Source organism: Streptomyces neyagawaensis (genome assembly GCF_023516595.1).
GTDB lineage: Bacteria > Actinomycetota > Actinomycetes > Streptomycetales > Streptomycetaceae > Streptomyces > Streptomyces neyagawaensis.
In genome coordinates this window covers 14,601-28,239 of the sequence record NZ_JAMGBG010000192.1, presented here as the reverse complement: position 1 = coordinate 28,239, position 13,639 = coordinate 14,601, and the positions used below count along the sequence as shown (strand labels likewise).

Below are 13,639 nucleotides of genomic sequence, written 5' to 3'. Positions count from 1 at the left end.
CGCGCCCGGCGCGGCAGAACCTTCCTGCGGCTTCGGCTGGCGCCCGGCGGCGGCCCGCTCGGCCCCCGCGGCGGCGGACCGGCTGCGCGGCTGCTCGTCGGACTCGGCGTCCGCGGCCACATGCTCGGACCCCTCGCCGTCCCCGCCCTGCACGGGCACCGACGGCGGCGCGTCCTCCACGGTCGCGCCGACGTCGCTCTCCCCGGCGGGAGCGGGCACACGGGCTTCTCCGTTGGCCCCCCGTCGGGGAGTGGACGGCTGAAGCGCCATTCCCCCTGTCGTACGGAAGAGTTCGTCGGCCCCCGGCAGACTCACTCGGCGTGACACCGGGCGAGCACCTCCCTGGCGAGCTGGCGGTAGGCGGCGGCACCGACGGAGTTGGAGGCGTACGTGGTGATCGGCTCACCGGCGACCGTGGTCTCCGGGAAGCGCACCGTGCGCCCGATGACCGTGTGGTAGACGTGGTCGTCGAACGCCTCGACGACCCGCGCGAGCACCTCACGGCTGTGCACCGTGCGGGAGTCGTACATGGTGGCGAGGATGCCGTCGAGCTCCAGCTCGGGGTTGAGCCGCTCCTGGACCTTCTCGATGGTCTCCGTCAGCAGCGCAACACCGCGCAGCGCGAAGAACTCGCACTCCAGCGGCACGATCACCTTGTGCGCGGCCGTCAGGGCGTTCACCGTGAGCAGGCCGAGCGAGGGCTGACAGTCGATGACGATGTAGTCGTAGTCGGCCATCAGCGGCTTCAGCGCCCGCTGGAGCGTGGACTCGCGCGCGACCTCGGAGACGAGCTGGACCTCGGCCGCCGAGAGGTCGATGTTGCTCGGCAGCAGGTCCATGTTCGGGACCGCGGTCTTCAGCAGGACCTCGTCGGCCGACATGCCCCGCTCCATGAGCAGGTTGTAGACCGTGAGGTCGAGCTCCATCGGGTTCACCCCGAGGCCGACCGAGAGGGCGCCCTGCGGGTCGAAGTCGACGAGGAGGACCCGGCGTCCGTACTCCGCGAGCGCGGCACCCAGGTTGATGGTCGACGTGGTCTTGCCGACGCCGCCCTTCTGGTTGCACATCGCGATGATCTTCGCGGGGCCGTGGTCGGTCAGCGGGCCCGGGATCGGGAAGTACGGCAGCGGGCGCCCGGTCGGCCCGATGCGCTCGCGGCGCTGACGGGCCGCGTCGGGCGCGAGCGTCGCCGCGTACTCCGGATCGGGCTCGTACTCGGCGTCGGGGTCGTAGAAGTGCCCGTCGGGCAGCTCGTCGTAGTCGGCGAAGTGGTTGTGGACCCCGCCACTTCCGTCGCCGGCCATGGCGTTCACGTGTTGGCCATCCATGCTCTGGTGTGCTGGCTGAGTCACCCCTGAGGACTGGTGACCCTGGTGGGCTGCGAAGGTGCGGACTGCGACGGAGCCGACAGCCGCGAACCCCGTGGGTCCCGAGACCCGCGCAGGCATTCCTGGTTGACCACCCCCGGGAGTAAATGTCGACTCATTCACAAGTCGTCTTACCTCCTTGGTGACCAGGAAACTTCTAGATAGGTCAGCGTGGCACCATGCCGACGGTTGGCGACTCTATGGCGTGTCGGCGGTCCGCAGCAACACAATCCGCCGGACCCGGCCCGATGTGTCGACAATGAAACATGCGGCTGTCAAGGGCGTAGGGCCGTCGCACAGCAGGTTTCACCGGTGCGTGAAACATCCGAAGGGTTACGTTCGAGGCGAGTTGCGCGAGTGTCGCAAAGTGACCATACACACATCCGGCCGGACCTTGTCGGGCAAGATCCGGCCGGGAAAAGGCTGTTGACGACCTGTGTTGACGTATCGCCTTTTACTGAAAGGTGACTCAAAGCAGCCCGTCAACGGCCCTTCGGTCAGCCGAGGAGCGAGGCCAGTTCGGTGTGCTCCAGTCCGTGCGCCTCCGCGACCTCGCGGTAAACGACCGCCCCGTCATGGGTGTTGAGGCCCTTGGCCAGCGCGGGGTCACGGCGCAGTGCCTCGACCCAGCCATGGTTCGCAAGTTCCACGATGTACGGCAGCGTGGCGTTGGTCAGCGCGTAGGTGGAGGTGTTGGGCACCGCGCCGGGCATGTTGGCGACGCAGTAGAAGACCGACTCGTGGACCGGGAAGGTCGGTTCGGCGTGCGTGGTGGGCCGTGAGTCCTCGAAGCAGCCGCCCTGGTCGATCGCGATGTCGACAAGGACACTTCCCGGCTTCATCCGCGACACCAGCTCGTTGGTGACCAGCTTCGGCGCCTTGGCGCCCGGGATGAGGACGGCGCCGATGACGAGGTCGGCCTCCAGGCACGCCTTCTCCAGTTCGAAGGCGTTGGAGACGACGGTCTGGATCTTCGTGCCGAAGACCTTGTCGGCTTCCTTGAGCTTGTTGATGTCCTTGTCGAGCAGGGTCACGTGGAAGCCCATACCGATGGCGATCTGCGCGGCGTTCCAGCCGGAGACGCCGCCGCCGATCACGACGGCCCGCCCGGCGAGCACGCCCGGCACACCGCCGGGAAGCACCCCGCGGCCGCCGTTGGCGCGCATCAGGTGGTAGGCGCCGACCTGGGGGGCGAGCCGGCCCGCGACCTCGGACATCGGGGCGAGCAGCGGCAGCGCGCGGTTCGGCAGCTCGACGGTCTCGTAGGCGATCGCGGTGGTGCCCGACTCGACGAGCGCGTCGGTGCATTCCTTGGACGCGGCCAGGTGCAGATAGGTGAAGAGAGTCTGGTCCTTGCGGAGGCGGTGGTACTCCTCGGCGATGGGCTCCTTGACCTTCAGCAGCAGGTCGGCGGTGGCCCACACCTCGTCGGCCGTGGCCAGGATCTGGGCACCGGCGGCGACGTACTCGGCGTCCGGGATCGACGAACCGACACCGGCGCCCTCTTCGACGACGACCTGGTGGCCGTGGCGCACCAGCTCGTGCACACCGGCCGGGGTGATCGCCACTCGGAACTCGTTGTTCTTGACCTCGCGGGGGATGCCGACCTTCACGTCGATCACGGTCCTTGGATCGGAGGGGTGTGGGGGCGCGCACGCACATTCGGTACATGCCCGCACGATGCAGGACATACCCGTACGCATAGGAGCGCACCGGGAGACACCGCAGGAGAACCGGCGGCGCAGCCAGTCTAATGAAGGTATCCCCGCTGTCTAGCCTTTCAATGCATCAATCTTTCGCGGATGCACTACGGATTTCGTAGGCGTTAGGGCCGTGTTCCGGCTCCGTCTCGCCGGTCCCGCCGTTCTCGGGTGGCATGTTCTCGCCGTCGAGCAGCCGCTCGGCGGCCCCCCGGTGCAGCCGGGCGGCCGCCGGGTCGCCGAGGCGTTCCAGGGTGTCGGCGAGCCGGATCTGGAGCGCGGCCTGCAACCGGAGGTCCTCGGCGCGGCGGGCCCACTCCACCGCCTCCTGGCAGGTGGAGAGCGCCTCCTCGGGGCGCCCGGCGTACTCCTGGACGCGGGCCATCTCGCTCAACGCCCTCGCCTGGGCGCCCACATCGCCGAGCCTGCGGTGGCCGGTGAGGGCCGAGCTCCAGTTGCGCAGCGCCTCGCCGTAGCGGCCCGCGTAGGTGTACGCGGTGGCGATACGGCCGTACAGCCGGGCGGCGTCCTCGCGCTCGTCCCGGGCGAGCCGCTGGGCTAGCGCCCTGCCGTACCAGTCGGCGGCCCGTTCGTAGTCCTCCAGCTCCTGGTGGGCGCCGCCTACGGATTCCATCGCGCGGCCGGTCGCGTAGGGGTCGTTCGCCTGCCGTCCGGCGTCGAGGGCGGCCCGGTAGCGGGCCAGCGCCGCCTTCGTCCGGCCGGTGCGGGCGTCCAGGTCCCCCAGGTTCAGCAGGGCCGCCGCCTTCTCGCGGGGCAGGTCGCGTCGCTCGGCGACATCGAGGACGAGCCGGTGGACGCCGTACAGGTCGGCGGCCACGGCCTGGGTGCCGAAGTGCGCCACCAGGGCCCGGACGAGCTGGGACATCAGCCGTCGGGCGAGGGTGTCCAGCTGACCGTCGGCGACGGCGAGGCGGGCGGCGGCGAGCAGCGCCGGCCGGCGGACCCGCAGCCACTCCTCGGCGGCCCGGGGGCTCGGGAACCGCAGCGCCTTGGGCATCTCCAGGAGCTTCTCGCGGGCCAGCGGGCTGTCGGTCTCGGTGATGGCCCGGCAGGACTGGAGCAGCCGTACCGTGCGCTCCAGCATCCGTGCCCGGGCCAGCTGGAGCTCGCCGGGCTTCTCCTGGCTCTCGGCGGCGGCGCGCAGCAGCGGCTGGAGGCAGCCGGGGACCTCGTACTGGGGCATCGCGGAGTCGGCCCGGTGCAGGAACCCCAGGGCCACGAAGTCGTCCAGCGCGGTGCGGGCCGCGCCGACGGAGCAGCCGGCGAGCCCGGAGGCGATGTGCGGGTCGACCAGGCCGGCCGGGGCGAGGGCGAGCAGACGCAGTATCCGGGCGGCGGCGCCCGGCAGCGCCGTGTACGAGAGCCGGAAGACCCTGGCGAGGACCGGGCCCTCGTCGTCCCCGGCGCGCAGTTGCTTGGCCAGGTCGGAGACGGCGGCGGTGGGCCGGGCGGCGAGCCATCCCCCGGCGAGCCGCAGCGCGGCGGGCTGGGCCGCGCACACCTCGGCGAGGATCTCGGCGGATCGCGGGTCGACGGTGACGCGCACCGAGCCGGTGAAGCGTTCCAGCAGGGCCACCGCGGACTTGGTGTCCAGTCCGCCCAGGGTGCACGGGCGGACGTCGGAGATGCCCGTCAGCGGCCCCCCGGAGACCGCGACGACCAGCGAGTCGGGGGTGTCCGGCAGCAGCGCGTCGACCTGCTCGGCGTCGACCGCGTCGTCCAGCAGCAGCACCACCCGGCGGTCGGCCAGCGCCTCCCGGAGCACCTCGCTGAGGTCGTCCTCGTCGGCCCCGGCGGGGACCGGGAGACCGAGTTCGCCGAGCAGGTGACCGGCGGCCCGCTCGACCGGGACGCGGGAGCCGTCCGGCTCGGCGAGACGGGCCCGCAGCACCCCGTCGGGGTAACCGTGGGCGACCTGCCGGACGAGTTCCTCGGCGAGCGCCGTGCGGCCGAAGCCGGGTCGGCCGGCGATGAGCAGCACGCGCGCGTGCGGTGCCTTGCGGCCGGCGAGGGTGTTGAGCCCGGCGCGGTCGATGTCGGCCCGAAGCTCCTTCAACTCCCGTGCCCTGCCGAGGAACTGACTGTCCGTGGGGGCGGCCTCGACAGCCGGGGGCCGCCCTGTTCCGGGCGCCGGGACTCCCCCGGCGTCCACCGCCTGATCCGCCACGGGCCACACTCCCGTCCCACCGCACGAGCCAGCCCGCCGGGACTCCGGTTCGGGCGTTTCCCGAGCCTAGTTCACGCTCTGCGACGATCTCGGCGGAGCGGGGCGGACAGATCCCTCGATCGGATCAGAAGATCGTACGACTGGCGCCGCCAGGGGAACGACCCCTGCGACCCCTGCGACCCCTACGGCCCCTACGCCTCGAACGGGCGCGCGGGCCACGGTGCCTCGGCCGGACGCAGCGCGTCCACCCCGTCGCCGCTGCGCGCCGCCACCAGCGACAGCGCGCCCACCACCAGGCAGTTGTTGTGCAGCTCCCCGGCGAGGACACCCCGGACCAGCTCGTCGAGGGGTACCCGGGCCAACTCCATGTCGGCCTCCTCGTCCTCCACCTCGAAGCGCCGTCCGTCGGCCTCGGAGAGGTCGCGGGCGAGGAAGATGCGGACGGCCTCGTCGCAGCCGCCGGGGGTGGTGTAGACGTCGGTCAGCACCCGCCAGTCCTCCGCCTTGACGTGCGCCTCCTCGTACAGCTCGCGCTGGGCGGCGTGCAGCGGGTTCTCGCCCGGCACGTCCAGGAGGCCCGCCGGGATCTCCCACAGTTTCTGGCGCACGGGGTGGCGGTACTGGCGGAGCACCAGCACGCGGTCCTGGTCGTCGAGGGCGAGGACGGCGACGGAACCGGGGTGGACCTGGTAGTCCCGCCGGACCACCGAGCCGTCGGGCATGACCACGTCGTCGGTGCGCACGGAGGTCTTGTTGCCGGTGAACGGTGTCTCGCTCGCCCGGACCTCCCACTCCTCGGCGGTGTCCTTGATCGTCATGTCGACTCGTCCTCCCACACGTGCCATGAAACCGGGGCGCACCTCCCGAAAGAGACGCACCCCGGTCACCGTACAACTCCTGCGTCGCGCAACTGGCCGTCACCAGCCGCGACTTGCTGTCACTTTCCCGCGGTCTTCCGCTCCACGGCGGCCTTGACCAGACCCGCGAAGAGCGGGTGCGGGCGGGTCGGACGGGAGCGCAGCTCGGGGTGCGCCTGCGTCGCGACCAGGTAGGGGTGGACCTCGCGCGGGTACTCGACGTACTCGACAAGCTTGCCGTCGGGCGAGGTGCCGGTGAACTGCAGGCCCGCCTTCTTCTCCAGTTCCGCGCGGTAGGCGTTGTTCACCTCGTAGCGGTGGCGGTGGCGCTCCTCGACGTACTCCTTGCCGTCGTACACCTCGCGCACGATCGAGCCCTCGGCGAGCTTGGCCGGGTACATACCCAGGCGCATCGTGCCGCCCATGTCGCCGTCACCGGCGACGATGTCGAGCTGCTCGGCCATGGTGGAGATCACCGGGTGGGCGGTGGCGGAGTCGAACTCGGTGGAGTTGGCGTCCGGGATGTCGGCGAGGTGGCGCGCGGCCTCGATCACGATGCACTGCAGACCGAGACAGAGGCCGAGCAGCGGGATGCGGTTCTCGCGGGCGTACTGGATGGCGCCGACCTTGCCGGAGACACCGCGGTCGCCGAAGCCGCCGGGGATGCAGATGGCGTCGACGTCGGCGAGCTGCGCCGCGGCGCCGGCCGGGGTCTTGCAGTCGTCGGAGGTGACCCACTTGATCTTCACGCGCGCCCGGTTGGCGAAGCCGCCCGCGCGCAGCGCCTCGGTGACCGAGAGGTAGGCGTCGGGCAGGTCGATGTACTTGCCGACGAGCGCCAGGTTGATCTCGTGCTGCGGGTTGTGGACGCGGTCGAGCAGGTCGTCCCAGGTCGTCCAGTCCACGTCACGGAACGGCAGGTCCAGCTTGCGGACGACATAGGCGTCGAGGCCCTCGCCGTGCACGGTCTTCGGGATGTCGTAGATCGAGCGGGCGTCCGGGCAGGCGACGACGGCGGCCTCGTCGACGTCGCACATGAGGGAGATCTTCCGCTTGATCGCGGCGGGCACCTCGCGGTCGCAGCGCAGCACGATCGCGTCTGGCTGAATACCGATGTTGCGCAGCGCCGCGACCGAGTGCTGCGTCGGCTTCGTCTTCAGCTCCCCGGAGGGGCCGATGTACGGCAGGAGCGAGATGTGGACGACGAAGACGTTGTCACGGCCGACCTCGTGGCGGACCTGGCGGACGGTCTCCAGGAACGGCAGCGACTCGATGTCGCCGACCGTGCCGCCGACCTCCGTGATGACCACGTCGACCTCGTCGGACGCCATGCGCCGGATGCGGTGCTTGATCTCGTTGGTGATGTGCGGGATGACCTGCACGGTGTCGCCCAGGTACTCGCCGCGCCGCTCCTTGGCGATGACGGTGTTGTAGACCTGCCCTGTAGTGACATTGGCAGAGCCGTCCAAGTCGCGGTCTAGGAAGCGCTCGTAGTGTCCGATGTCGAGGTCGGTCTCGGCACCGTCGTTGGTGACGAACACCTCACCGTGCTGGAAGGGGTTCATCGTGCCGGGGTCGACGTTCAAGTACGGGTCGAGCTTCTGCATCACCACGCGCAGGCCGCGGGCCTTGAGCAGCATGCCGAGGCTGGAGGCGGTCAGCCCCTTGCCGAGCGAGGAGGCGACACCCCCGGTGACGAAGATGTGCTTGGTCGTCGTGGTGCTGTTTCGGAAAGCAGCGGGCGGCATGGCCAAGAGGGGGCTCCCGTGGTCGCGGTTCTGGGTGCGGGTCGGCCGCCGCCCGATCAGGTCGTCGGGGGGTGCCGTCGCTGCGGTTCGGGGGTCCCTTGCGAGTCGGGGCGCCCACCGGTCCACGGGCTACCAGGGTATCAGCGACCGGCCACGATCGCTTCCGGCCACGCTCCGCGCACGGGCCGCCACGGACTTCGTACGACAGTCGGCGAATACCGGCCGCGGGTCACCCCTGGCTCACTCGTTCGGCCCACTCGCGTTGCCTGGAGCGGCACGCGCAGCCCCTCGGTGCGTCGTATCCTCTTCGGACACTCGCTGCCGAGCCCGGCCGGGGAAACGGCACCACCCCCGCCCATCTCCGGAAACATGCGAGCTCGTCAGTTCGTTGAGCAACGATGGCCTCATATGCGTTGAGGATCGTTGAGCGACATCGCATGACACCGCCCCTTGGATCACTCTGGAAGCATCGATCCTCTGTCGATCCCTCGGGTCCCTAGACCGCACACCGCACAGCGACCGCCCCTCGGGGGGCGACGTGGCCGTTCGACTGGAGTTGCACGTGGCCGGGCGCATCGAAGACTACGCACTCATCGGAGACATGCAGACCGCTGCCCTGGTCTGCCGGGACGGGACGGTCGACTGGCTGTGCCTGCCCCGCTTCGATTCCCATGCCGTCTTCGCGGGCCTTCTCGGCACCGAGGAGCACGGCTTCTGGCGCCTGGGCCCCGCCCACGCGGCCGACGCCGAGCCGCCGACGGCCTCCCGCCGCCGGTACCGCGGCGACTCGCTGATCCTGGAATCCGAGTGGGACACCCCGCGCGGCACGGTCCGTGTGACCGACTTCATGCCGCCCCGTGACGGCGCCCCCCAGCTGATCCGGATCGTCGAGGGCGTCAGCGGTCGGGTCCCGATGCGCTCGGCGCTGCGGATGCGCTTCTCGTACGGCCGGGTCGTGCCCTGGGTGCACAAGCACGAGGGGCGCACGGTGGCCGTCGCCGGCCCGGACTCCGTGTGGTTCGACACCGAGTGCGAGACCTACGGCAAGGCGCTGACGACCTACTCCGACTTCACGGTGACACCGGGCGACCGCATCGCCTTCACCATCTCCTGGCAGCCTTCTCACAAGGAGCCGCCGCCGCTGCCCGAGCCCGAGCCGTCGCTCCAGGCCACGGAGGAGTTCTGGCGGGAGTGGGTGGAGCACTGCACGTACCACGGCCCCTACCGCGAGGCGGTGGTCCGCTCGCTGATCACGCTGAAGGCCCTGACGTACGCCCCGACCGGCGGCATCGTCGCCGCGCCGACGACCTCCCTCCCGGAGCACATCGGCGGCGTCCGCAACTGGGACTACCGCTACACCTGGCTCCGCGACGCGGCGATCACCCTCTCCTCGCTGCTGCGCACCGGGTACCGGGACGAGGCCCGCGCCTGGCGCGAGTGGCTGCTGCGGGCGGTCGCCGGCGACCCGGAGAACCTGCAGATCATGTACGGCATCGCCGGTGAGCGGGAGCTGGGCGAGGCGGAGCTGGAGTGGCTCCCCGGCTACGAGAACTCCGCGCCCGTCCGGGTCGGCAACGGCGCCGCGCACCAGCTCCAGCTGGATGTGTACGGCGAGGTCACCGAAGCCCTGCACCTGGCCCATATGACGGGTCTGGCCCGCAACGACTACGCCTCCCTGCTCCAGCTGAAGCTGATCCGCTACCTGGAGGACCACTGGGACGAGCCCGACGAGGGCATCTGGGAGGTCCGCGGCCCGCGCCGCCACTTCGTGCACTCCAAGGTCATGGCCTGGGTCGCGGTGGACCGCACGATCAAGCTCATCGAGTCCGGTGACGCGGACGGCCCGCTGGAGAAGTGGCGCGAGCTGCGCGACGACATCCACCGGGACGTGTGCGAGAAGGGCTACGACAAGGAGCGCAACACCTTCACGCAGTCGTACGGCTCGAAGGAGCTGGACGCGTCGCTGCTGCTGATCCCGCAGATGGGCTTCCTGCCGCCGGACGACAAGCGCGTCATCGGCACCATCGAGGCGATCCAGCGGGAGCTGTCGACCCCGGACGGCTTCATCCTGCGCTACCCGACCGCCGGTGCGGACGAGGGCGTGGACGGGCTGCCGGGCGACGAGGGCGCCTTCCTCGCCTGCTCGTTCTGGATGGCGGACGACCTGGCGATGATCGGCCGCGTCGACGAGGCCCGCAAGCTGTTCGAGAAGCTGCTGTCGCTCCGCAACGACCTGGGCCTCCTGGCCGAGGAGTGGGACCCTGAGCTGAAGCGCCAGGTCGGCAACTTCCCCCAGGCGTTCAGCCATGTCCCCCTCATCGACACGGCCCTCCGCCTGACCGCCTCGGGGGCGTACGGCGGCTGACGCACGCCCCCCCGATCCGCCGCGCACGGCGGCGGATCGGCGCACAACCAGGCGCACGCAGCAAGCGCTTGCGCCTGGTTCGGGGGCTCGCGTTCCCTCCGGGGCGCCCCCGCGGTCCGAACAGGACCGAACGGCCGTACCCGCCTAGCCTGGAAGAAGTCCTGTCTCCTGGCTGAAAGGGGCCGGTCATGGCTCCCCTTTCCAAGGCCCACACGGCGCTGACCGAACTCCGCGAGGATCTGACCGGCGAGGTACTCGCCCCGGGGGACCCCGGGTACGACGACGCCCGGACGGTGTTCAACGGGATGATCGACCGGCGTCCGGCGGTGATCGCCCAGTGCGAGAACCCGACCGATGTCGTACGGGCCGTGCGTTTCGGCCGTGACCTCGACCTGAACATCGCGGTGCGCGGCGGCGGCCACAGTGTGGCCGGATCGGCCCTCAACGACAACGGCCTGGTCATCGACCTGCGCCGGATGCACTCGGTCACGGTCGACCCCGCCGCGCGCAGCGTCCGTGTCGAGGGCGGCGCGACCATGAGCCACCTCGACCGCGCCACCGAGCCGTACGCTCTCGCCACCACCGGCGGCCGGGCCTCGACCACCGGAGTCGGCGGCTTCGTCCTCGGCGGCGGCAGCGGATGGCTGGAACGGGCCTTCGGTCTCGCCGTCGACAACCTCCTCGGCGTGGAGCTGGTGACCGCCGACGGCCGAACGGTCCACGCGACCGACGAGGAGAACCCGGAGCTGTTCTGGGCCCTCCACGGCGGCGGCGGCAACTTCGGCGTCGCCACCGCGCTCACCCTGCGTCTGCACGAACTGCCCGCCTTCGCGATCGCCCTGCTGCTGTACGAACCGGAGCACGGCCAGGAGGTCGTCCGCGTCTACCGCGAGGTCCTCGAGAACGGCCCGCGCGAGGCCGGCGGGGGCGTCCTGTACTTCACCGGCCCGCCCGAGGAGTTCGTCCCCGAGCACATGGTGGGCCGGCTCGTGTGCGGGATGCTCCTCACCTACGCCGGCACCGAGGACGACATGCGCAAGGTCGCCCAGCCGCTGCTGGCGCTGCCGCACGAGGCCGAGGTGGTCGGCGCGATGCCGTACGCGGACGTGCAGTGCATGATCGACGATCCGCCGGGCCTGCGGAACTACTGGTCGGCGGAGTACCTGACCGGTCTGCCGGACGAGGTGGTCGACGTCTTCTGCGCCGATGCCCGGTCGATGCCCGTGCCGACGAACTCGCAGCACATCCTCTTCCCGTACGGCGGAGCGGTCGCCGACGGCCCCGCCGAGTACCCGGTGCCGTACCGGGACGCGCCGTGGGCCGTGCACCCCTTCGGTGTCTGGGAGGACCCGGCGGACGACGAGCGGGCCATCCAGTGGGTACGCGACGTCCGCGAGCACGTCCGGCCGTGGAGCACCGGCGCGGTCTATCTGAACTTCATCGGCGACGAGGGCGAGGGCCGGGTCCTGGCGGGCCTGGGCGCCGAGAACGCCCGGCGGCTGATGGCGGTGAAGGCCGAGTACGACCCCGACAACGTGTTCCGCTTCAACCACAACATCCCGCCGCGCGACCCCAAAGGCCGTCCCGCCGCCCACTGAGCACGCTTCCGCCGATCACTGAGGGCGCGCGTCCACCGGACCCTGAGCGCTCCCCCGCCGGGCGCTCCTAGGAGCGGCTCCCGGCGCGGAGATGCCCGGTCGGCCCGCGCGCGGGTACCGTCCGGTCCATGGACACCCGTGACAGCCGCGTACCCGCCGACGGTCGTGAGGCACAGGGCGGTATCACCGTGCGGCGGGCGCTGGAGCTGCCCGGGCTGCGCGGCGGGCTGCCGGAGATCCTGGCCGGCGCCGACCGGCTGGAGCGGACCGTGCGCTGGGTGCACGCGGGCGAGGTCCCCAACATCGCCTCGCTCCTCAAGGGCGGCGAGCTGCTGCTGACCACGGGCTACGGGCTCGGGACGCGCCCCGCCGACCAGCGGGCGTTCGTACGGACGCTGGCCGAGCGCGGTATCGCGGCGCTCGTCGTCGAGCTGGGCACACGGTTCACGCGCCTTCCCCCGGCCCTGGTGGAGACCGCGCGCTCGGCCGGTCTCCCACTGGTCCAGTTGCACCGCGAGGTGGCGTTCGTGACGGTCACCGAGGAGATCCACACCGAGATCGTCAACGGCCACTACGCGCTCCTCCAGCAGGCCGAGGAGGTCCACCGGCGCTGTACCGAGGCGCTGCTCGGCGGCGGTGGGGTGCCCCAGGTCCTCGGCATCCTGGCCGACTTCAGCGGCAACCCGGTCTTCCTGGAGACCGCCGACGGCAGGCTCCTGTACGCCGCCGGGGCCGGGCCCGCCGACCCCGATCCGCTCCAGGTGTGGGAGGGGCTGCGCGACCGGCACCAGGACGAGCCACCGGCCGGGACGACCATCGTCGACGTACCGGGCGGCGGACCGGGCACGGGCTCGGTACGGGCCCGGCTGGTCCTCCTCCCCGTGGTCGCTCCGCTGGCCCCGGTGCACCGGATGGCCGCCGAGCGCGCGGCCGGCGTCCTCGCCGTCGTCCTGATGCAGGCCCGGCAGGAGGAGGAGCTCGCGGCGCGCGGACGCGGCGACTTCCTCACCGATCTCGCCGAGGGCCGTATCGAGGCGGAGGACGCCCCCGCCCAGGCCCGTGTGCTGGGCTTCAGACCGGGCGGCGGGCCCCTGCTGCCGGTGGTGATGCGACTCGCCGACGGTCTGTCGCCGGGCGGTGGCTGGGCGGTGCTGGCCCGCGCGGTCGGCGAGGAGCTGACCCTGGTGGGTGTCCCCGTCCTGCTGGGGGTACGGCCGGTCGAGGGCCGCGTCCCGCTGCTGGTGGGCCTGCGCGAGGAGGCGGAGCGTCCGGCGGTGGCGGACAAGGTCGCGGCGGCGCTGCGGGCGGGCGTGGAGCGGGCCGGGTTGCGGCGGCCGGGCGGACGGCCGCCCGTGGTGGTCGTCGGGGTGCCCGGCGACTGGGCGGCCGCCTCGGCGGGGCTCAGGCACGCGGCGGAGACGGCGACGGCCGCGCAGGGGCTGGCCGACCGCCCCTGGTACGACGCCCGTCGGCTCGACATCGACCTGCTGCTGTGGCGGCTGCGCGACCAACCCGACCTGGCCGCTTTCGTGGACCGCGCGCTCGGCCCCCTCCTCGACCACGACAGCCGCTCCCGGCCGCCGTTGCTGCCGACCCTGCAGACGTACCTCGCCCACGCGGGCCGCAAGGCGGAGACGGCCCGCGAGCTGCACCTGAACCGGCAGACCCTCTACAACCGCCTCGCCCGCATCGGTGAACTGCTCGGCACGGACCTGGACGACCCGCAGACGGTCCTGGCTCTGAGCCTGGCGCTCAGGGCCCGCAGACACGTGCCGTAGGAGGCGACCTCAAGGCACACGGGTGTGGCGTCACATGA

8 protein-coding genes and 1 pseudogene are annotated in these 13,639 nt (G+C 71.5%); 3 read left to right on the top strand and 6 right to left on the bottom strand.

Annotated features, from left to right (window positions below; genetic code table 11):
• From M8J73_RS42865 to pyrG, 6 genes and pseudogenes are all read right to left on the bottom strand, one after another.
• Nucleotides 1-327, bottom strand: a pseudogene (locus tag M8J73_RS42865) (hypothetical protein); the annotation flags it as partial.
• Nucleotides 312-1,448, bottom strand: a complete 1,137-nt coding sequence (locus tag M8J73_RS42860) for a ParA family protein (protein ID WP_079054846.1) — start codon at nucleotides 1,446-1,448, stop codon at nucleotides 312-314. The pseudogene M8J73_RS42865 and the gene M8J73_RS42860, both read right to left, overlap by 16 nt.
• 416 nt (nucleotides 1,449-1,864) lie before the next feature.
• The gene (gene ald / locus M8J73_RS42855) at nucleotides 1,865-2,989 is read right to left on the bottom strand and encodes an alanine dehydrogenase (protein ID WP_055538877.1); all 1,125 of its coding nucleotides are present in this window, start codon (nucleotides 2,987-2,989) and stop codon (nucleotides 1,865-1,867) included.
• 166 nt (nucleotides 2,990-3,155) lie between these two features.
• Nucleotides 3,156-5,255 (bottom strand): tetratricopeptide repeat protein, encoded by a 2,100-nt coding sequence (locus tag M8J73_RS42850; protein WP_055538876.1) that lies wholly within the window; start codon nucleotides 5,253-5,255, stop codon nucleotides 3,156-3,158.
• A gap of 191 nt (nucleotides 5,256-5,446) precedes the next feature.
• Nucleotides 5,447-6,073, bottom strand: a complete 627-nt coding sequence (locus M8J73_RS42845; RefSeq protein WP_055538875.1) for an NUDIX domain-containing protein — start codon at nucleotides 6,071-6,073, stop codon at nucleotides 5,447-5,449.
• A gap of 119 nt (nucleotides 6,074-6,192) precedes the next feature.
• Complete coding sequence (pyrG, locus tag M8J73_RS42840) at nucleotides 6,193-7,860, bottom strand: CTP synthase (RefSeq protein ID WP_055538874.1); 1,668 nt, start codon at nucleotides 7,858-7,860, stop codon at nucleotides 6,193-6,195.
• Nucleotides 7,861-8,422: 562 nt separating this feature from the next.
• Between pyrG and M8J73_RS42835 the strand changes: the two genes are divergently transcribed.
• From M8J73_RS42835 to M8J73_RS42825, 3 genes are all read left to right on the top strand, one after another.
• Entirely contained in the window at nucleotides 8,423-10,225 is a 1,803-nt protein-coding gene (locus tag M8J73_RS42835; protein ID WP_055538873.1) for a glycoside hydrolase family 15 protein, read from the top strand.
• A 188-nt stretch (nucleotides 10,226-10,413) separates the two neighbouring features.
• Nucleotides 10,414-11,823: an FAD-binding oxidoreductase gene (locus tag M8J73_RS42830; protein WP_055538872.1), complete on the top strand. Its 1,410-nt coding sequence runs from the start codon at nucleotides 10,414-10,416 to the stop codon at nucleotides 11,821-11,823.
• Nucleotides 11,824-11,951: 128 nt separating this feature from the next.
• Nucleotides 11,952-13,601 (top strand): PucR family transcriptional regulator, encoded by a 1,650-nt coding sequence (locus M8J73_RS42825; protein ID WP_055538871.1) that lies wholly within the window; start codon nucleotides 11,952-11,954, stop codon nucleotides 13,599-13,601.
• The last annotated feature ends 38 nt before the right edge of the window (nucleotides 13,602-13,639 follow it).

What these genes read in the sequence shown, in the direction of transcription:
- M8J73_RS42860 (WP_079054846.1), bottom strand. Translation starts at nt 1,448, where the DNA reads ATGCCTGCGCGGGTCTCGGGACCCACGGGGTTCGCGGCTGTCGGCTCC.
- M8J73_RS42845 (WP_055538875.1), bottom strand. Translation starts at nt 6,073, where the DNA reads ATGACGATCAAGGACACCGCCGAGGAGTGGGAGGTCCGGGCGAGCGAG.
- pyrG (WP_055538874.1), bottom strand. Translation starts at nt 7,860, where the DNA reads ATGCCGCCCGCTGCTTTCCGAAACAGCACCACGACGACCAAGCACATC.
- M8J73_RS42830 (WP_055538872.1), top strand. Translation starts at nt 10,414, where the DNA reads ATGGCTCCCCTTTCCAAGGCCCACACGGCGCTGACCGAACTCCGCGAG.
- M8J73_RS42825 (WP_055538871.1), top strand. Translation starts at nt 11,952, where the DNA reads ATGGACACCCGTGACAGCCGCGTACCCGCCGACGGTCGTGAGGCACAG.